This is a genomic window from Dongia mobilis (assembly GCF_004363235.1).
Classification (GTDB): Bacteria; Pseudomonadota; Alphaproteobacteria; order Dongiales; family Dongiaceae; genus Dongia; species Dongia mobilis.
This window is the reverse complement of sequence record NZ_SNYW01000008.1, coordinates 453,844-473,238: the sequence shown is the minus strand read 5'-3', so window position 1 is coordinate 473,238 and position 19,395 is coordinate 453,844. Positions and strand designations below refer to the sequence as shown.

Here is a 19,395-nt window from a genome sequence, read left to right as displayed (position 1 = left end):
GCGCGGGCTGTCCGGCAAGGACGCCCGGTCGCGGTCGCCATCTGTCGGAAGGATTCTAAGCGTGAGCGCCATCAGCGGGACCGACCAGGCCCTTCATCGCACCGCCCTATATGACCTGCACCTGTCTCTGGGCGCCAGGATGGTGCCGTTTGCCGGTTATGACATGCCGGTTCAATATCCCGCCGGCATCCTGGCCGAACACCAGCACACGCGCGCGGCCGCCGGACTGTTCGACGTTTCTCATATGGGCCAGATCCGCCTCCGGGCGAAGGATTTCGCGACCGTGGCGGCGGCGCTCGAGAAGCTCTGCCCGGCCGATTTCATCAATCTGAAACCCGGCCAGCAGCGCTATTCCTTTTTTCTCGACGACCGCGCCGGCATCCTCGACGACCTGATGGTGACAAGGATGGGTGCCGGCGATGATGGCGACCATCTTTTCATGGTGGTGAATGCCGGCTGCAAGCTGGCCGATATCGCGCATCTCAGGGCGCATCTCGACAAGGCCTGCGACATCGAGGTGATCGCCGACCGCTCGCTCATCGCGCTGCAGGGACCGCAGGCGGCGGCGGTCCTCATCCGCCACGCACCCGGCAGCGCCGCACTTACCTTCATGCAAGGGACCGCGCTGGATGTGGCCGGGATCCCCTGCCTCGCCACGCGCTCCGGCTATACCGGCGAGGACGGGTTCGAGATCTCGGTACCGGACGGCGCCGTGCACGATCTGGCGCAGCGCCTGCTGTCCGATGCCGCGGTAAGGCCGGTCGGGCTGGGTGCGCGCGACTCGCTCCGCCTCGAGGCCGGGCTCTGCCTGCACGGCAACGACATCGGCCCGGCCACGAATCCGGTCGAGGCGAACCTAGTCTGGGCGATGCAGAAGCGCCGCCGCGAGGAAGGCGGCTTCCCCGGTGCTGCCATCGTGCAGCAGCAATTGCGCGACGGTCCAGCACGCCGCCGTGTCGGTATCCTGCCCGAGGGCAAGGCGCCGGCCCGCGCCCATACCGAAATCTCGGACCAGAACGGCGCAACCATCGGCGAGGTCACGTCCGGCGGCTTCGGGCCCAGCCTCGGCGCGCCGATCGCCATGGGCTATGTGGCGACGGCACAGGCCGCCGACGGCACGCAACTCAACCTGATGGTGCGCGGCAAGGCCCTGCCGGCGAAGGTGGCGCCGATGCCCTTCGTGCCGCATCGCTACCATCGCGGCTAAGTCATCATGGTCAGTTTCACCGGAGAAAAGCGCGACGATCCCAGCAGGACGCGCGCGAAAACAGAGGAGATATCAGGGATGAGCGGTATTCGCTTCAGCAAGGAACATGAGTGGGTGAAGCTTGAGGGCGATGTCGCCACGGTGGGCATCAGCCCCTATGCCCAGGAGCAGTTGGGCGATGTGGTGTTCGTCGACCTGCCGGCCATCGGCAAGAAAGTCGAGAAGGGCAAGGAGCTTGCGGTGGTCGAATCGGTCAAGGCAGCCTCCGAGGTCTATGCGCCGGTGGGCGGCGAGGTGGTCGAGGTCAACGCGGCCCTCGGCGACGCGCCCGGCACGGTCAACGAGGACGCGCTGGGCAAGGGCTGGTTTGCCAAGCTCCGCATCGCCAGCAAGGCCGAGCTCGACGAATTGATGGATGAGGCCGCCTACAAGGCCTATTGCGACGGCCTGCATTGAGCCAGAGAGAGGATCGGACGCATCATGCGCTTCCTGCCGCAGACTGATGCCGACCGCCAGGTGATGCTGGCGAAGATCGGCGTTCCCTCGATCGACGCCCTTTATGGCGACGTGCCAAAGGAAAAACTGCTGGCCCAGCCGATTGCGGGGCTTACCAATCATCTGCCGGAGATGGAGGTGGAGCGCGTCATCGGCGGCATGGCGCGCAAGAATCTCGGCACCTCGGAGGCGCCGAGCTTCCTGGGTGCGGGCGCCTATCGCCATCACATCCCGGCGGCGGTGGATCACCTCATCCAGCGCGGCGAATTCCTCACCTCCTACACGCCCTACCAGCCCGAAGTGGCCCAGGGCACGCTGCAATACCTGTTCGAATTCCAGACCCAGGTGGCGCTCGTCACCGCGATGGATGTCGCCAACGCCTCGATGTATGACGGCGCCACGGCGACAACGGAAGCGGTCGCCATGGCGAACCGCGTCACGCGGCGGAAAAAGGCCGTGCTCTCCGGCGGTCTGCATCCGCATTATCGCGACGTGGTCGTCACCCACGGCCACCACACCGGCTTCGAAACCGTGGTGGCGCCGCTGGATGCAAAGGGCAAGGAGGATCTGGTTGCGCAACTGGGGCCGGATGTTTCCTGCGTGGTCGTGCAGAATCCCAGCTTCTTCGGCCATCTCTCGGATTTCACCAGGCTCGCCGAGGCGGTCCACGCGGCGGGCGCCCTTTTGATCGTTGCCGTGACCGAGATCGTCTCCCTCGGGCTGGTGACGCCGCCCGGCGAGATGGGTGCCGACATCGTCGTCGCCGAAGGCCAGTCACTCGGCAATCCCTTGGGCTTCGGCGGGCCCTATGTCGGCCTCTTTGCGGCGCGCGAAAAATACCTGCGGCAGATGCCGGGGCGCCTTGCCGGCCAGACCGTCGATGTCGATGGCAGGCGTGGCTGGGTCCTTACCCTCTCCACCCGCGAGCAGCATATCAGGCGCGAGAAGGCGACCAGCAACATCTGCACCAACTCCGGCCTCTGCGCGCTGGCCTTCACCATGCACCTCACCCTGCTGGGCGAAGCGGGGCTTGCGAAGCTGGCCGCTCTCAACCACGCCAAGGCGAGCCGGCTAGCCGATCGACTTGCCGCCCTGCCCGGCGTCAAGCTGCTGAACGACACATTCTTCAACGAGTTCACCCTGGCCTTGCCGAAACCGGCCGTGCCGGTGGTCGAGGCGCTGGCGAAGAAGCGCATCCTCGGCGGCGTACCGGTCTTCCGCCTGCATCCCGCCCCGGAGGCGGAGAACCTGCTGCTGGTGGCGGCGACGGAACTCAATAGCGACGACGACATGGCCGCGCTCGAGAGCGGCCTCAAGGAGGTGCTGGCATGAGCGCGCCCGCCAATGTGAACGTGAACACCGATACCATCTCGGGCAATCGCGGCCTGATGATCGAGGAGCCGCTGATCTTCGAGATGGACGTAAAGGGCCGATCCGGCGTCGACCTGCCCGACGTGCCGCAGCACAAGGAACGCCTGGGCAGCTTGAAGCGCAAGGGCGCGATCGGCCTGCCGGGTCTCGCCGAGCCGCAGGTGGTGCGCCACTACACCAAGCTGAGCCAGAAGAACTACGCGATCGACATGTCGGTCTATCCTTTGGGCTCCTGCACCATGAAGCACAATCCGCGCCTCAACGAGAAGATGGCGCGCCTGCAAGGAATCGCCGACCTGCATCCGATGCAGCCCGTCTCGACCGTGCAGGGGGCGCTGGAACTGATCGATACCCTGGCACACTGGCTGAAGACCCTGACCGGCATGCCGGCCGTCGCCATGTCGCCGGCCGCCGGCGCCCATGGCGAGCTTTGCGGCATGCTGGCCATCCGCGCCGCGCATCTCGCCAAGGGCGACGCCAGGAAGCGCATCCTGGTACCGGAATCCGCCCACGGCACCAACCCGGCCACCGCCGCCAGCATTGGCTACGAGGTCGATCCGGTCCCGGCGGATGAGCGCGGCCGCGTCGACCTTGCCGCCTTCAAGGCGAAGCTCGGCCCCGATGTCGCCGGCACCATGATCACCAACCCGAATACCTGCGGCCTGTTCGAGAACGACATCGTCGACATCGCCGATGCGATCCATGGAGTGGGTGGCTACTTCTACTGCGACGGCGCCAATTTCAACGCCATCGTCGGCCGCGTGCGGCCGGGCGATCTCGGCGTCGACGCCATGCACATCAATCTTCACAAGACCTTCTCGACACCCCATGGCGGCGGCGGGCCGGGTTCCGGCCCGGTCGTGCTGTCGGCGGCGCTCGCCCCCTATGCGCCACTGCCCTACGTCACCCACGGCGCCAACGGCTTCGATCTGGTCGAGCATGATGACGGTCCGGATGGACCAAAGGGGTCGTTCGGCCGCCTCAAGGGTTTCCATGGCCAGATGGGCATGTTCACCCGCGCGCTATCCTACATGCTGAGCCACGGCGCCGACGGCCTGCGCCAGGTCTCGGGCGATGCGGTCCTCAATGCGAACTATCTCCTCGCCTGCCTGCGCGACGAACTCACCGCCGCCTTCCCCGGCACCTGCATGCACGAGGCGCTGTTCAATGACGACTTCCTCGAAGGCACCGGCGTCACCACCCTCGATTTCGCCAAGGCGATGATCGACGAGGGCTATCACCCGATGACCATGTATTTCCCCCTGGTCGTCCATGGCGCCCTGCTGATGGAGCCGACAGAAACCGAAAGCAAGATCGGCCTCGATCGTTATATCGGCGTGGTGAAGGGCCTCGCCAAGCGCGCCAAGATGGGCGACGCCGAGTATTTCCGCGGCGCCCCCTATCACACGCCGCGCCGGCGCCTGGATGAAACGCTGGCCGCGCGCCAGCCGATCCTGCGCTGGAAGCCGGAGGAAACCAAGCAGGCGGCGGAATAGCCGCGGGGGCCGTCATCGCCGGCGGATGCGGCCCCTATGGATCCTTGCGGAAGGCCCTGGGCGAGAGGCCGAAGGCCGCCTTGAAGGCACGGCTGAAATGGGCCGAATCGCTGAAGCCCCATTGATAAGCGATCTCGCTGATCGAGGCGTGCGGTCGCGCCTTCAACTCGTCGCGGCAGCGCTGCAGGCGCTGGCGCCAGATCCAGCGGTCGAGGGTGATGCCGCCGGCATTGAACAGGCGATGCACCTGCCGCGCCGAGAGACCGAGCGATGCCGCCACCAGTTCCGGCCCCAGGGCAGGGTCGTTGAGGCGCGCGAGCACGAAATCCTGGATGCGCGCGCGGAGCGCGCGCTGATAGGCACCTTCGCCTGATTCCGCTTCCGGCTCGATCGCCGCGACCAGCAGGTCGAGTGTCGCGCGCAGGACCGGCGCCTGCAGCCCAGCCGGCAGGGCAGCTCCTTCCCGGGCCAGGGCGCGCAGATGGGTTGTCAGCAACGCGCCGCGACCGCGCCTGCCGCTGATCGGCCGCATGACCAGATCGGCCGCCATGGGCAGCAGGTCGGTCACGGCCTCCTGCGGCACCAGCAGGGTAATCTTCTCCAACTCGTCCGGCAGGCCGAACTCGATCGGCCGGGTCGAATCCCACAGGGTGAAGGAACCGGCTTCGAGCACGATCTCGCGGCCCGCCTGGTTGAGGCTTTCGCGGCCTTTCAGGATATAGAGCAGGCCGAAGGACGGCTCATGCGATTGCCCGATCTCGTGACGGCCGCGGCGGCCATGGCAGGGGTCGCAGGCACAGTGCACGATCTGCGCCCGGCCGAAATCCTGGTGCCGGAAGCGCGCCCGGAAATCGCCGGCGTCGCGGCGCGGCAGGTCCCAGCCGAGATGCGTGTCGGAAACCGCCTCGCGCCACCAGTCATATTGCCGCGCCGGCGGCAGGACGGAGGTCGACTGGATCATGCTTTCCTGGATACCCGGCTGCATGGCTGGCCTCTTCGAGGGCTTGGCAGGCTGGAGCAAGTTTTGCGTCCCGCTCCGGCAAGACCTGAGCGGCAGTGCATCGCCATACTGTCCTGCAGAATCCGGAACCAGTCAAATCAACGAGTTTCTGGAACAAACTGGAAGGAAACCGACAATGGCCGATGCGCTTCCGGCGGACAGCAATCCCGCCGACATCCTGTGCGAAACCGAAAAGATGGCGTGGATTCCATTCACCGATGCCATCGCCTTCAAGGTGCTGCGGGTCAGCCCCGAGACCGGCACCTGGACCGTTCTTTTCAAATGCGACAAGGGCTCCAGTTTCGCGCCGCATTTCCATTACGGCGCCGGCGAATATCTGATGCTGAAGGGCGTCATGGACTACCGCGCCGGCATCGCCCGCGCCGGCGATTACGGCTATGAGCCGCTCGGCGTCTATCACGAGCGCACCGAATTCCTGGAAGACACGGTTCTCTGGTTCGCCAATCACGGCCCGGTTGCCTTCGTGAACCCGGACAAGTCGATCATCATGATGCTCGACTGGAAATTCTTTGCCGACGCGCAGGCGAAACAAGCCCTGGCCGCCTGACATCTTCGTCCTGGCAACACCTCAACCGGCATCACATCAGGGGAGGCGTCCGATGCGCCCGAGTCCAAAGCAATGGCTCTGGATGTACCAGACCATGGTGAAGTCCCGCATTTTCGAGGAACGGATCGCCGCCGCCTATTTCGAGGGCAAGTCGCCAGTCTTCAACATGGCGAATGGCCCTATTCCGGGCGAGATGCACCTCTCCAACGGCCAGGAACCCTGCGCCGTGGGCGTCTGTGCGCATCTCGATGCCGGCGATTTCGTCACCGCGACCCACCGGCCGCACCACATTGCCATCGCCAAGGGGGTCGATCTCGACGCCATGGCAGCCGAGATCTTCGGCAAGGCAACGGGCTTGAGCGGTGGTCGTGGCGGCCATATGCACATATTCGACGCCGCGGTGAATTTCTGTTGTTCCGGCATCATCGCGCAAGGGATGGGGCCGGCGGTGGGGGCTGCCACCGCCTTCAAGCTGCGCAATGAAAGGCGCGTCGCCGTCTCCTTCATCGGCGAAGGGGCGGCCAATCAGGGCGCCTTTCACGAATCGCTCAACCTCGCCGCAATCTGGCAGGCGCCGGTGGTCATCGTGATCGAGGACAATGCCTGGGGGATCTCGGTCGCCAAGGCGCAATCCACGGCAGTGCCGCAAAACGATGCCCGCGCCGCCGCCTATGGCATGCCGGGGCACCGCGTCGCCGGCAACGATCCGGAGGCGATCTTCGCCGTGGCCGGCGCCGCCATCGCCCGGGCCCGTGCTGGCGAGGGACCCAGCCTGATCGAGATCGAGACCCACCGCCTGGCCGGACATTTCATTGGCGATGCGGAAGGTTATCGGCCCAAGGGCGAGAAGGAGGCTCTGACCGACCCTATTCCGCAGCTGCGCGCGAAGCTGCTCGGCCTCGGCATCCTGGACCCGACGGCGGACCGTGCTCTCACCGATGAGGCGGAAGCGCTGGTCGACCGGGCGATCTCCAAGGCGCGCGCGGCAGCCTATCCGGTGCCCGAGCAGGCCTATGAAAAAGTCTTCGCCTGAGGGGAGAGTGTCATGACCGCAACCGCCACCATCCTGCCCAACCGGACGCGGCGCAACCTCACCATCGCCAAGGCGATGGCCGAGGCGATCGCCCAGGAGATGCGCCGCGACGATTCGGTGCTGGTGCTGGGCGAGGATATCGCCGCCCTCGGCGGCGTCTTCGGCAATACCCGAGGTCTGCTTGATGAATTCGGTCCGGCACGGGTGCGCGACACGCCTATTTCCGAGACCGGCTTCATTGGCGCCGCCGTCGGCATGGCGGCGGTCGGCCTGCGGCCGGTGGTCGAACTGATGTTCGTCGACTTCTTCGGCGTCTGCATGGATGCGATCTACAACCTCGCCGCCAAGAACTGCTATTTCTCCGGCGGCCAGTCGCCGGTGCCGCTGGTGCTGATGACCTCGGTCGGCGGCGGCTATGGCGATGCCGGGCAGCACAGCCAGTGCCTCTATGGCACCTTTGCCCATCTCCCCGGCATGAAGGTGGTGGTCCCCAGCAACGCACATGACGCCAAGGGATTGATGATCCGGGCCATCCGCGACGACAACCCGGTGATCTTCATGTTCCACAAGGCGCTGCAGGGCATGGGCTGGCTCGGCACGGTGCAGGGCAGCATCACCGACGTGCCCGAGGATGCCTATGAGATCCCCTTCGGCCAGGCAGCGATCTGCCGGGCCGGCAACGACATCTGCATCGTCAGCCTGGGGGCCGGCGTACATCTGGCGCTCGACGCCGCCCAGAGTCTCGGCGAAGAAGGCATCGCGGCGGAGGTGGTCGATCTTCGCACCCTGGTGCCGCTCGACCGCGCCACCATCATCGCCTCGACGGCAAAGACCGGGCGCCTGCTGGTGGTTGACGAGGATTATCAGAGCTTCGGCGTCTCGGGCGAGATCATCGCCTCGGTGGTGGAATCGGGCGTTGCACTGAAGGCGCCGCCACGGCGCATCGCCTTTCCCGACATCCCGATCCCCTTCAGCCCGGCGCTGGAGCATCCCGCCCTGCCCAGCGCGGCAAAGATTGTCGCCACAGCCCGGCAGATCGTGCGGGCAGGCCGATGATTCCGGTGGTGATTCCCGCCGATCTCTGGGAAGGTGAGATCGAGGGTGCCGTCTCCGCCTGGCTCTTTGCCGATGGTGATGCGGTGCGCGCAGGCGATCTGATTGCCGAGGTGATGGTGGAAAAGACCAGTTTCGACGTGACGGCCCCGGCTGCCGGCATCCTGCGGATCCGCGTGCCGGCGGAACAGCCCTTCAAGCGCGGCAGCATCATCGCCGCCATCGCCTGACGGGTTGCCGCCATCTTCCGATTGATCGACAACCTGGTACCGGCGGCAGCGGAACCGGCGCTGGCCGGAGAAGCCGAATTGCTGGACGGGGTTGCCGCCGGTGCCCAGGCCGCTGCACGCCTTTGGCGTATGGACGAGGCGCTGATCGTGCCGTCGCGGGTGGCCGCCCTCGCCGGCTTCGAGCCGGCAGCGGCGGCTTCCCTTGCGCGTGGCTGGCCGGTCCTTGTGCGCGCGACCGGCGGCGCCCCGGTGGCGCAATTTCACGGCATGCTCAACATCGCCCTCGCCTATCGCATTGGCCCTGGGAACCCATGGTCGATCGACGATGCCTACCGGCACCTGGCCGATCTGCTCGCCCGTGCCCTCGGTGAACTCGGCCTCGCAGTCGAGACGGGCGAGATCGCCGATGCCTTCTGCCCCGGCCGCTATGACCTTGCGCTGGGTGGTCGCAAGATCGCCGGCGTCGCCCAGCGCCGCAAGCGCGCCACAGGCGGCGGCCAGGCGATCCTCGCTCATGCCTGCCTGCTGGTCGAAGGCGAACTCGCCCGCCCCTTCGATGCCCTTGCCGCCTTCGAGGATGCATTCATGCCAGAACGGCGCTGGCGCCCCGGGGCGGCGACCTCGCTCGCCAGCCATCTCGGCCGCGAGTCGGTCCTGGATATTGTCGCGGCAATCTTCCGCGATGCCTTGCGCACGACGCCGCTCCCCGGTTAGATCGCTGGCAGGAACCTGCGCGACCCGAGACGGAATCCATGACCAGCCAGCCGGAACCGATTGCCGCCGAAATCAGCTATGACGACTTCCGCAAGGTCGATATCCGGGTCGGCACGATCGTCGCCGCCGAGCCCTATCCGGAGGCGCGGCGTCCGGCCTACAAGCTGACCGTCGATTTCGGGCCCGAGATCGGAATGAAACGCTCGTCGGCCCAAATCACGAAGCGCTATGCCCTTGATGAACTGCCCGGCCGGCAGGTGGCGGCGGTGGTGAATTTTCCGAAGAAGCAGATCGGCAAGTTCATGTCCGAAGTACTGGTGCTGGGATTTCCGGATGCGGAGGGCGAGGTGGTGCTGGTGGCACCCAGCCTCGACGTGCCCAATGGCGGCCGGCTCTATTGACCGGCGGCAGGCGAATGTGTCGGTTTGGGCCGGCTCCCGGTTCAAGCCGGCGGACCCGACCGTGACGGCGCGCACTCGACCGGATTCGGTGCCGATCCTATCTTCCCAGGCAACGGACACATCATCTGGTGCCGAAGCCTCATGAAACTCGACCCCGCCATCCTTGCCCTGATCAAGGGACCGGTCGCCATGTCGGTGGCGACCCGCGACGCCACCCATGTGCCCAGCCTGTGCCACGCCTATGGCTGCCGCTGGCAGGCAAAGGAACAGGTCCTGCGGCTGTTCGTCCTCGCCGACGAGGCGCAGCCGCTGCTGGCCGATCTTGCCGCCAATGGCGAGATCGCCGCCGTCTTCAGCGACGTTCGCAGTTTCCGCTCGCTGCAGATCAAGGGCAATGACGGCCGCGCTGCTCCCTTCGACGCGCAGGATGCACGCGAGCGTGCGCGCCATTATCGCCAGACATCGGCCGAGCTGGTGGCGCTCGGCTATCCCGAAGGGCCGGCCCAGGGTTATTTCAGCGCGCCGGAATCCGGCCCCTTCGTGACCCTGGTTTTCAGACCACGCGACGTTTTCCAGCAGACACCCGGGCCCGGCGCCGGACAGCGCCTGACCGACCTGGCGGATTTTGCCGCCGCGGCGGCATGAGCGAGGTCACCTTGACAGCCCTGCGCGCCAGCCTGGAAGGGACGATTCCGTCCGAGATTGCCACCTGCGATGCCGATGGCATCCCCAATGTCAGCGTCATCTCCGACGTGCATTATGTCGATGCCGAGCACGTCGCCATCTCCTACCAGTTCTTCAGCAAGACCCGCGCCAACATCCTGGTCAACCCGCGCGCCACCGTGCTCCTCAAGCACCCGCAGACCTGCGCGCAGCACCGGCTGCACCTCCACTACCTGCGGACCGAGAGCGAGGGCGGATTGTTCGAGGCGATGAAGGCCAAACTGGCCGGCATCGCCTCCCATGAGGGGATGGCCGGCGTCTTCCGCCTTTTGGGAGCCGACGTCTACAAGGTCATCCGGATCGACACCGTGCGCCCGGATCAGTTGCCGGCGCCGCTGCCACGCACACCGCTGCTTGCCGCCTTGCGCCAGACGCTGGCGCGGCTGGCGGCGGCGAGGGACCTCGACAGCCTGATTGCCTGCCTGATGGAACAACTGGCCGCAGAATTCCAGATGCCGCATGTGATGCTGCTGATGTCCGATGCCGGCGGCGAGCGGCTTTATACCGTGGCCAGCCATGGCTATCCGGAATCCGGCGTCGGCGCCGAGATCCTGCCGGGCCAGGGCGTCATCGGCGTGGCGGCACGCGAACGGACCCCGATTCGCATCGCCCATGCGACGCGCGACTACCTCTATGGCCGCGCCATTCGCGACGCGCTCCGCGCCAGTCCGCTGGCACATCGCCTGGAGACCGAGATCCCCCTGCCCGGCCTCGGCCACAGTGCCAGCCAGATCGCGTTGCCGCTGCTGCAGGAGGGCCGCCTCCTCGGCATCCTCTACGCGGAAAGCCCGGAGGAGGGCCGCTTCGGCTATGACGAGGAGGATGCGCTGGCGATCCTCGCCGGGCATCTCGCCGAGGCGATCTGCCGCCTGTCCGGCGAAACGGAGGAAGCCACGCCGCCCGCCGGCACCGCCCGGCCGCTGGACAGCGGTGCGCCGCTGGTAATCCGCCACTACGCCGCGGATGACAGCGTGTTCGTCGAGGACGAATATGTCATCAAGGGCGTTGCCGGCTCGATCCTGTGGCTGTTGCTGGGCGAGTATGCCAAGGGCGGGCGCACCGAATTCAGCAACAAGGAGTTGCGCCTGTCGCCGCAGATCCGCCTGCCCGAATTCTCGGAGAATCTCGAGGCGCGCCTGATCCTGCTGCGCAAGCGCCTGGCGGAACGCTGCCGCCACATCGCCCTCGACAAGGCCGGGCGCGGGCGTGTCCGCCTGGTCCTGGCGCGGCCGGTGCAATTGATCGAAGCGGAAGCCTAGTCGGACCGGGCTACAAAGGCACCCGAATCACCGCTCGCAGGCCGCCGCCCGGCGCATCCTGGAGTTCCAGATCGCCGCCATGGCCGCGGATGATGTCACGCGCGATGGTGAGGCCAAGACCGGTCCCGCCCGTCTCCGGATTGCGCGACTGCTCCAGGCGGAAGAACGGCTTGAACACGTCCTCGCGGGCGCCCGCCGGAATGCCGGGACCGTTATCGTCCACCATCACCTCGACATGGCGCGGCTTCAGATCGAGTGTCACGGCCACCCGGCTGGCATAGCGCTGGGCATTGCCGACCACATTGCCCAGCGCCCGGCGAAAGGCATCGCGACGCAACGGCACGACGATGCCGCGGGCCGGCAGGGCAAGCTCGATGTCGGCGCCGTGGCGGCGGGCGTCACCCGCCACATCGGCCACCAGGGCGGCGATGTCGGTCGGCTGCGGGTGCTCGGTTCCCTCGCCGCGGGCGAAAGCCAGATAGGCGCCGATCATGCGCTCCATGTCGGCGACATCCTTCTTGAGATCGGCGATGTCGGGTCCGTCACCCATCATGGCAAGCTGCAGCTTCATGCGCGTGAGCGGCGTCCGCAGATCGTGGCTGACGCCGGCCAGCATCTCGGTCCGCTGCACGATCTGGCGGCGGATGCGGTTGCGCATCAGGTTGAAGGCCTGGCCGGCCAGTGCAACCTCGGTGGCACCGTCGGGGCGGAACGGCGCCATCTCGCGACCCTTGCCGAAATCCTCGGCCGCCTGGGCAAGGCGCTTGATCGGCTGTACCTGGTGACGCATGAACGAGGTGGCGACGGTCAGCAGGGCCAGAGACGTCCCCACCATCCACAGCAGGAAGACATAGGTGGTCGATGAGAACAACCGCCGACGCGGCACCACCACATGCAGCACCCCGTCCGCCAGCTGGACATGGATCTCGATCAGCTTCTCGAGGCTGCGGCTGTCGATGATGAAGGGCCGCTCGACGCGCGATTCCAGGGCACGGGCCAGCTGCTGGTCGACCAGGTTCTGGCGCATGATGGTGGGATCGTTGGGCAGGATCTCGCCGGATTTGAACGTCAGTTCCAGGCCCATATCGTCATCGACGATGGCAAAGAGCGGCTGCAATTCCTCTGCCGTCGGGTGGCGCGGCATCATCTGCACGATGGCGCCGATCTCGCCTGCCACCGATTGCGCGAGGCGGCGCGTCACCGTTTCCCAGTGACTGTCATAGAAGACCCAGGCCGACACCACCTGCAGCAGCACGATCGGCGTCACGATGATGAGGATCGAGCGGCCGAGCAGGCTCCGCGGCAGCATGCGCTCGAAACCGGTCAGCCAGTCGCGGAAGGGATTGTGCATCGTTGCGCCCGCCCGGCTCAATCCGGCCTGAGCACATAGCCGATGCCGCGCACCGTCTGCAGATAGCGCGGAAACCTGGGGTCATCCTCGATCTTGCGCCGGAGGCGCGTCATCTGCACATCGACCAGGCGCGAGGCATTGGATTCGGCCCCGTTTTCATGGCCGTTTTCCGTTGCAACCTCGCCACCCGCCTCGCCGTTGCGGGCCAGCAATTCGTCGCGGCTCACCGCCTCGCCGGCCCGGCGCGCCAATTGTGTCAGCAGGTCGGACTCCGCCTCGGTCAGGTGCACGATTTCGCCGCTGCGCAACAGGCGGCGGCGGGCAATTTCGAAAGCGAAGGCGCCGAAGCGGACGGTGCCGGTGGCCGGGGTCGGCTTCACCGCGACGGCCTGGGCGCGCTTCAGGATGGCATTGATGCGCAGCACCAGTTCCTTCGGCTCGAACGGCTTCGAAAGATAGTCGTCGGCCCCGCGTTCGAGGCCGTTGATGCGGTCCTGCACCTCGCCCATGGCGGTCAGCAGCAGAATCGGCACGGCATTGTCCAGCCGCAGCGATTGCGTGAGCTCGAGCCCGGTCTCGCCCGGCATCATGATGTCTAGAACGATGAGGTCGAAGCTGATCGAGGCGAGCCTGGCCCTGGCATCGGCGGCATCGGTGGCCAGCGTCACCCGGAAACCCTGTTCGGTGAGGTAACGGCCGATCAACTCGCGCAGCCGCTTGTCGTCATCGACGATGAGGATATGCGCCGGATGCTGGCTCATGCCCGAATACCGCCCGTCTTGCCGCCCGCCACGGCGCCCGCCTTGGCCACCGTCACGATCACGGCGTCAACGCCCGCCACCGGGGCCGGCAGGGCCGCGAAAGCGCGCGCGGTCCTCTTCATTGACGAGGCCGAGGAGAACCTTCTTGAACCCCTCGACCGCTTCGGCGCCGGCCGCCTTGTAGGCTTTCGCCACCAGCGCCCGCTGGTCTTCGGTCAGCTTGCGCTCGAGCTCAGCCCCCTTTTCAGTGAGCGAGAGCAGGCGCTGCCGGCGGTCGGTGGTGCCCGGCTTCTGCACGATGAAGCCCTCGCGCACCAGCTGCGACAGCACACGGGAGAGGCTCTGCTTGGTGATCTTGAGGATGTCGAGGAGGTCCGAGACCGTCATGCCCGGATTGCGGCCGACGAAATAGATCACCCGGTGATGGGCGCGGCCGAAATCATAGGCGGCCAGTGTCTGGTCGGCCTTGGCGGTGAAATCGCGATAGCCGAAGAACAGCATCTCGATCCCCTGCCGGAGTTCATCGTCCCGCAGGAACAAGGGGTTAGGCTGTGACTTGGAATCCGTCATCATTTTATGTCAGGCTTGTTGACTTATCTGGTCGAATGTTTTAAAACCACCCTCAATTCGGGTTTCTTTATAACCCGACACAAGGGTTCGCGTAGGAGGAATTCATGAGCCTGGTGCCTTTCGACGATCGAGACGGTGAAATCTGGATGGACGGCAAGTTCATTCCCTGGCGCGAGGCAAAGCTGCACGTCCTCACGCATTCGCTCCATTATGCCTCAGCCGTGTTCGAAGGCGAACGCTCCTATAATGGCAAGGTGTTCAAATCACGCCAACATACCGAGCGCCTGCATAAATCGGCCGAGATTGTCGGCTATCGCCTGCCCTTTTCCGTGGACGAGATCGAGGCGGCCAAGACCGATTTGGTGAAACGCACCGGGTTCCAGAACTGCTATGTCCGCGCCATCGCCTGGCGCGGGTCCGAGATGATGGGCGTCTCGGCCCAGCAGAACAAGATCCATGTCGCCATCGCCGCCTGGGAATGGCCCTCCTATTTCTCGCCTGAACTGCTCGCCAACGGCATCCGCCTAAAATGGGCAAAGTACAAGCGACCGGCCCCGGACACCGCGCCCACGGCAGCCAAGGCCTCCGGCCTCTACCAGATCTGCACCATTTCGAAGCACGAGGCCGAGCAGGAAGGGTTCCAGGACGCGATGATGCTGGATTACCGCGGCCTGCTGGCGGAAGCCACCGGCGCCAATGTCTTTCTTGTGCAGAACGGCGAGTTGCACACGCCGAAGCCCGATTGCTTCCTCAACGGCCTGACCCGCCAGACGGTGATCGAGCTTGCCCAGCGCCGCCAGATCAAGGTCATCGAGCGCGCGATCCAGCCGGAGGAACTGGGCAGAACCGACGAAGTCTTTCTGGTGGGCAGCGCCGCCGAGGTGACCCCGGTCGGCCAGATCGGCGAGTACAAGTTCAAGGTCGGCCCGCTGACGCGGCAGATGCGCGAGGACTATCTGAAGGAAGTCGGGGCCTAGGGCTCCCCGCCGCGGCCGCGGGAAAAACGGGGCGTTCCCGAACGAACGCCCCGTCTGGCGCTGGAGTCAGGCCGGAGGCATTGCGACGCCTCGCCTGGGCGTTCTTCGGCCTGGGTGTCCTTCAGCCTGGGCGTGCTTCAGCCTAGGCGTCCTTCAGATTGACCGCCACGAAACGATCGCGGCCGTCGCGGTTGACGAGCATGAGGAGGACCGGCTTCGCGCTGTCCCTCACCTTCAAGGCCGCCTCGGCGATCTCGGCTGGCTTGCTGACCAGGCGATCTCCCACCTTGACGATCACGTCGCCTGGCCGGATGCCCTGTTCGAGAAGCGGCGAATTGTCGGCAAGATCCGCGACGACCACGCCCGCGGCGTCATCGGCGAGGCCGAAACGCTGCCGCGCCGTATCGTCGAGCGGGGCGAGGCGCGCACCGAGCACGTCGCTCACCACGATGCCACCGCTGGATTCCGGCGCAGGACCGGCACTCGCCACCACCGCATCGTTCTCCATGCGGCCGATCGTGGCATTGAGCGTTTGCTCGCGCCCGCCCCGCAACACGAGGATCTCGGCCTTGTCACCGGGTTTCGCCGCCGCCACCAGGCGCGGCAGGTCGCGCAGTTCCTTCACCGCACTGCCGTCGAAGCCGAGAATCACATCGCCCGCTTCGATGCCGGCCTGGCCGGCCGGGCTTGCCGGATCGACATTGGCGACGAGGGCGCCCCGAGGTTCGTCGAGACCGAGGCCCTGGGCGAGGTCGGGTGTCACCTGCTGGATCTCGACGCCCAGCCAGCCGCGTTCGACCGTGCCGTTCTCGCGAAGCTGCGCCACCACATCCCTGGCAAGATTGCTGGGGATGGCGAAGCCGATGCCGACCGACCCGCCGGAGGGCGAATAGATCGCCGTGTTGATGCCAACCACATTGCCGGCAAGATCGAAGGTCGGCCCGCCGGAATTACCACGGTTGATGGCGGCATCGATCTGGATGAAATCGTCGAACGGGCCTTCCTGAATGTCGCGGCCGCGGGCCGAGACGATGCCGGCTGTCACCGTGCCGCCGAGGCCGAACGGGTTGCCGACCGCCATTACCCAATCGCCGACCCGCGCCTTGTCGGAATCGCCCCAGGCGACCGAAGGCAGCTTGCGCTCGGTCTCCACCTTGAGGAGCGCGATATCGGTCTTCGGATCGGTGCCGATGAGCTTGGCCGGCAGTTCGGTATCGTCATTGAGCGTCACCGTGATTTCGCTCGCCCCCTCGATCACGTGGTTATTGGTGACGATGTAGCCGGCGGGGTCGATGATGAAGCCCGAACCGAGCGAGGTGGCATTGCGCGGTCGTACCGGTCGCTGTCCGTCCTGTCCGAAACCGCGGCGATGCTGCTCGAGGAAGGGGCGCAGGAACTCCTCGAAGGGCGAGCCCGGCGGAAATGCGAAGGGCAGGTCGCCCGGCCCGTCCGGGCCCATGCCGTCCGCGCCAGACCCGTCCATCCGGTGGGTCGAGGAGATGTTGACCACTGCCGGGGCCACCTTCTGCGCCAGATCGGCAAAACTGGCCGGACGGCCATCCTGCAACAGCGCCGGCTGGTCGGCATTGGCGGGGTGCATCTGGGTCAGGGCGATGCTGGGCGGAATGATTGCGAGGCCCCCCAGGATCAGGGCGGCGCGGGCGGTGCGGCGGAACAGATCGGCGTGGCGACCTGACGCGGCCTCGCCTTTTGCTGCGTTGCTCATGTCGGTTCTCCCTTGGGCTCTATGGGCGGATACGATCGGTATCCCCTCTGGCACCGATATTGGGCCGGGCCGGCCACGGCGAAATGTCGGCCCGCCCCCTGTTTGGCAACGGATCATGACCGGGCCTTGCCTTGTTACGTTCTGTTACCAAATAGGAAGTGCGCGCCGACGCGCGCTTGGCACATTGCAGTGGCGCAATGCATTTTTCCGGCCAAATTCCGGCGACGAGACGTGACCGACAAGACGCCCCATATCCTGGTGGTCGATGACGACCGCGAGATTCGCGACCTGCTCTCGCGCTTCCTGCAGAAGCACGGGTTGCGCGCCAGCACGGCCGCCGACGGGCGCGAGATGCGCCGCGTGCTGGGCGATGCCCGCATCGACCTCATCGTCCTCGACATCATGCTGCCCGGCGAGACCGGTCTTTCCCTTTGCGCTCAGTTGCGGGCCGAGGGCGGGCCCAACCGGCTGATACCGATCATCATGCTGACGGCTGCCGGCGACGAGACCGACCGCATCGTCGGGCTGGAGATGGGGGCCGACGATTATCTGCCCAAGCCCTTCAATCCGCGGGAATTGCTGGCCCGGATCCGCGCCGTGCTGCGGCGGCGCGGTGGCGAAGCGGCACCGGTCGCGGGTGGCGGCACCGAGCTGCAGTTCACGGCGCCCGATGGCGGTGCCTGGCGGATCGAGCTTGGCGCGCGCCGGGTGGTGGGGCCGGCTGGACCGGTCGACCTTTCCAGCGGCGAATTTGACCTGCTTGTGGCAATGGCCGAGCGGCCACGCCGTGTGCTCAGCCGCGATCAGCTGCTGGACCTGACGCGCGGCCGTGCCGCGCAGCCCTTCGATCGCGCCATCGATGTGCAGATCGGCCGCCTGCGGCGCAAGATCGAGGTGGACCCGGGCGACCCGCAGCTGATCACCACCGTGCGCGGCGAGGGCTATCTCTTCGCCGCCGCCGTCAGCCGGGTCGAAGCCGCGGCGGCATCATGAACCTGCGCCGCTTCGTTCCAGATTCGATTCTCGCCTGGCTGCTGCTGATCCTGGTAACCGCCGTGCTGGCCTCGCAAGCAGTCACCGTCCTACTCCACAATATCAACCGCAACGAAGTGCTGCTGCGCCTCGAGGATCAGCGTGCCGCAGAGCGCATCGCCGCCCTGGCCACCTTTCTCGACCACACCGCACCGATCCTGCGGCGAGGTGTCGCCGACGCGATGAGCGGGCCCTCACTCGATGTCCGCGTCGGGCCCGAGCCGCTGGTGGCGCAGCCGCAGCCACCGCGCGACCTCGTACCGCTGGCCACGGCACTGGCGGACCGGCTGCAGCGCGTTGCCTGGCGCGAGATCAGGGTGGGAGCCGGGATCATCGAGGCTCGCCATGCAGCCCGCGCCGTCGTCCCGGTCCGGGTGGCGATCCGGCTTGCCGATGACAGCTGGCTTAATTTCGAGTTCCCCATGGTGGCCGATCTGCCATGGGCCAGCCCGCAGCTGATCGGCCTCACGATCGGCAGCGTCGTCGCCGTGCTCGGGCTCTGTCTTTATGCCGTGCTGCGACTGATGCGGCCGCTGAATCGGCTGACGCGCGCGGCGGAATCCCTCGGCCGTGCCGGGGTCGATGCCGGCGGCCGCCTGGTCCGCCAGGGCGGTGAACGGCTGCCGGAACAGGGTGTCGGCGAGTTGCGCCGCGCCGCCAGCGCCTTCAATGCCATGCAGGCACGGATCGCGCGCCTGATCGAGGACCGGCTGCAGATGATTGCCGCCATCTCGCATGACCTGAAGACGCCGATCACGCGACTGCGCCTGCGCGCCGAATTCATGGCCGATAACGAGCTGCGCCAAAAGATGCTGGCCGATCTCGACGAGATGGAGACGATGATCGGCGCCACCCTGGCCTTTGCCCGCGCGGAAGGCAATCCGGAGCCGGCGGCGGCAATCGACCTGCGCGCTCTGCTGCGGGAAGCCGCGGAACACCAGTCGGCCGCCACACTCGACATTGCCGGTGACGGCCCGTGGATGACGATTTGCCAGCGACTGGCGCTGAAGCGCGCGCTCGGCAATCTGATCGACAATGCCATCCATTACGGCGCCCGCGCCGCCATTGCGCTGTCGCGCAAGGGACAGGCGTTCGAGATCCTCATCGAGGATGACGGACCCGGCATACCGGAAGGCGAGATGGAACGGGTCTTCCATCCCTTCTATCGGCTGGAACAGTCGCGTAACCGGAACTCGGGCGGGACCGGCCTTGGCCTCGCCATCGCCCGGGCAGCGATTCTGGCCCAGGGAGGCACGATCGAACTGCAGAATCGCAAGGACGCGGGGGAGGCCGTGCGCGGCTTGCGCGTTCGGGTACTGCTGCCGGCCGATCCGGGCTCCTCGGCGTCCTGACGGCAATTCGTTAACACGTCTTGCGCGAGTTTTACGATTTATTCACCATTCTCGACGCTTGTTGATCGGTGCGTCA

20 protein-coding genes are annotated in these 19,395 nt (G+C 66.3%); 15 read left to right on the top strand and 5 right to left on the bottom strand.

The features are described 5' to 3' along the window. Nucleotides 1-70: 70 nt before the first annotated feature. From gcvT to gcvPB, 4 genes are all read left to right on the top strand, one after another. Nucleotides 71-1,207: a glycine cleavage system aminomethyltransferase GcvT gene (gene gcvT / locus A8950_RS10970; RefSeq protein ID WP_133613863.1), complete on the top strand. Its 1,137-nt coding sequence runs from the start codon at nt 71-73 to the stop codon at nt 1,205-1,207. 78 nt (nt 1,208-1,285) lie between these two features. Further along, complete coding sequence (gene gcvH, locus A8950_RS10965; RefSeq protein ID WP_133613681.1) at nt 1,286-1,663, top strand: glycine cleavage system protein GcvH; 378 nt, start codon at nt 1,286-1,288, stop codon at nt 1,661-1,663. A gap of 24 nt (nt 1,664-1,687) precedes the next feature. Continuing rightward, nucleotides 1,688-3,034: an aminomethyl-transferring glycine dehydrogenase subunit GcvPA gene (gcvPA, locus tag A8950_RS10960; RefSeq protein WP_133613680.1), complete on the top strand. Its 1,347-nt coding sequence runs from the start codon at nt 1,688-1,690 to the stop codon at nt 3,032-3,034. Beyond that, nucleotides 3,031-4,569, top strand: coding sequence for an aminomethyl-transferring glycine dehydrogenase subunit GcvPB (gcvPB, locus tag A8950_RS10955; RefSeq protein ID WP_133613679.1), 1,539 nt, complete (start codon nt 3,031-3,033; stop codon nt 4,567-4,569). Before gcvPA ends, gcvPB begins: the two co-directional genes overlap by 4 nt. 34 nt (nt 4,570-4,603) lie before the next feature. Here gcvPB and A8950_RS10950 read toward each other — a convergent pair whose 3' ends face one another. Beyond that, complete coding sequence (locus A8950_RS10950) at nt 4,604-5,554, bottom strand: AraC-like ligand-binding domain-containing protein (RefSeq protein WP_133613678.1); 951 nt, start codon at nt 5,552-5,554, stop codon at nt 4,604-4,606. A gap of 151 nt (nt 5,555-5,705) precedes the next feature. On the opposite strand from A8950_RS10950, the gene A8950_RS10945 reads away from it, so the two are divergent. The 8 genes from A8950_RS10945 to A8950_RS10910 all read left to right on the top strand — a co-directional run bounded on the left by A8950_RS10945 (nt 5,706) and on the right by A8950_RS10910 (nt 11,550). Continuing rightward, complete coding sequence (locus A8950_RS10945) at nt 5,706-6,137, top strand: 2,4'-dihydroxyacetophenone dioxygenase family protein (protein WP_166645115.1); 432 nt, start codon at nt 5,706-5,708, stop codon at nt 6,135-6,137. A 52-nt stretch (nt 6,138-6,189) separates the two neighbouring features. Next, nucleotides 6,190-7,170, top strand: a complete 981-nt coding sequence (locus A8950_RS10940; protein ID WP_133613676.1) for a thiamine pyrophosphate-dependent dehydrogenase E1 component subunit alpha — start codon at nt 6,190-6,192, stop codon at nt 7,168-7,170. Nucleotides 7,171-7,182: 12 nt separating this feature from the next. Then, nucleotides 7,183-8,226 carry an alpha-ketoacid dehydrogenase subunit beta gene (locus A8950_RS10935; protein WP_133613675.1) on the top strand — a complete coding sequence of 348 codons (1,044 nt, stop codon included), beginning with the start codon at nt 7,183-7,185 and terminating at the stop codon, nt 8,224-8,226. Then, a complete protein-coding gene (locus A8950_RS10930) occupies nt 8,223-8,453 on the top strand; it encodes a lipoyl domain-containing protein (protein ID WP_133613674.1) in 231 nt (76 codons plus the stop codon). Before A8950_RS10935 ends, A8950_RS10930 begins: the two co-directional genes overlap by 4 nt. 21 nt (nt 8,454-8,474) lie before the next feature. Continuing rightward, nucleotides 8,475-9,167, top strand: a complete 693-nt coding sequence (locus A8950_RS10925) for a lipoate--protein ligase family protein (protein WP_133613673.1) — start codon at nt 8,475-8,477, stop codon at nt 9,165-9,167. Nucleotides 9,168-9,205: 38 nt separating this feature from the next. Beyond that, nucleotides 9,206-9,568: a tRNA-binding protein gene (locus tag A8950_RS10920; protein ID WP_133613672.1), complete on the top strand. Its 363-nt coding sequence runs from the start codon at nt 9,206-9,208 to the stop codon at nt 9,566-9,568. 141 nt (nt 9,569-9,709) lie between these two features. Next, nucleotides 9,710-10,213, top strand: coding sequence for a pyridoxamine 5'-phosphate oxidase family protein (locus tag A8950_RS10915; RefSeq protein WP_133613671.1), 504 nt, complete (start codon nt 9,710-9,712; stop codon nt 10,211-10,213). Then, complete coding sequence (locus A8950_RS10910; protein WP_133613670.1) at nt 10,210-11,550, top strand: GAF domain-containing protein; 1,341 nt, start codon at nt 10,210-10,212, stop codon at nt 11,548-11,550. The genes A8950_RS10915 and A8950_RS10910 overlap by 4 nt, the downstream gene beginning before the upstream one ends. Nucleotides 11,551-11,560: 10 nt before the next feature. Here the strand turns inward: A8950_RS10910 and A8950_RS10905 are convergent, their stop codons facing one another. The 3 genes from A8950_RS10905 to A8950_RS10895 all read right to left on the bottom strand — a co-directional run bounded on the left by A8950_RS10905 (nt 11,561) and on the right by A8950_RS10895 (nt 14,232). Continuing rightward, complete coding sequence (locus A8950_RS10905; protein WP_133613669.1) at nt 11,561-12,901, bottom strand: ATP-binding protein; 1,341 nt, start codon at nt 12,899-12,901, stop codon at nt 11,561-11,563. 17 nt (nt 12,902-12,918) lie between these two features. Further along, nucleotides 12,919-13,662 carry a response regulator gene (locus A8950_RS10900; RefSeq protein WP_133613668.1) on the bottom strand — a complete coding sequence of 248 codons (744 nt, stop codon included), beginning with the start codon at nt 13,660-13,662 and terminating at the stop codon, nt 12,919-12,921. A gap of 66 nt (nt 13,663-13,728) precedes the next feature. After that, nucleotides 13,729-14,232, bottom strand: coding sequence for a MarR family winged helix-turn-helix transcriptional regulator (locus tag A8950_RS10895; RefSeq protein WP_133613862.1), 504 nt, complete (start codon nt 14,230-14,232; stop codon nt 13,729-13,731). 104 nt (nt 14,233-14,336) lie between these two features. Between A8950_RS10895 and A8950_RS10890 the strand changes: the two genes are divergently transcribed. Then, the gene (locus A8950_RS10890) at nt 14,337-15,209 is read left to right on the top strand and encodes a branched-chain amino acid aminotransferase (RefSeq protein WP_133613667.1); all 873 of its coding nucleotides are present in this window, start codon (nt 14,337-14,339) and stop codon (nt 15,207-15,209) included. 142 nt (nt 15,210-15,351) lie between these two features. Here the strand turns inward: A8950_RS10890 and A8950_RS10885 are convergent, their stop codons facing one another. Beyond that, nucleotides 15,352-16,935 carry a DegQ family serine endoprotease gene (locus A8950_RS10885; RefSeq protein WP_133613666.1) on the bottom strand — a complete coding sequence of 528 codons (1,584 nt, stop codon included), beginning with the start codon at nt 16,933-16,935 and terminating at the stop codon, nt 15,352-15,354. Nucleotides 16,936-17,166: 231 nt separating this feature from the next. Here A8950_RS10885 and A8950_RS10880 point away from each other — a divergent pair, with 231 nt between their 5' ends. Together A8950_RS10880 and A8950_RS10875 are read left to right on the top strand one after the other, a co-directional pair. Continuing rightward, the gene (locus A8950_RS10880; protein WP_243735607.1) at nt 17,167-17,928 is read left to right on the top strand and encodes a response regulator; all 762 of its coding nucleotides are present in this window, start codon (nt 17,167-17,169) and stop codon (nt 17,926-17,928) included. Continuing rightward, nucleotides 17,925-19,319 (top strand): ATP-binding protein, encoded by a 1,395-nt coding sequence (locus A8950_RS10875; RefSeq protein WP_133613664.1) that lies wholly within the window; start codon nt 17,925-17,927, stop codon nt 19,317-19,319. The genes A8950_RS10880 and A8950_RS10875 overlap by 4 nt, the downstream gene beginning before the upstream one ends. Nucleotides 19,320-19,395 lie beyond the last annotated feature (76 nt).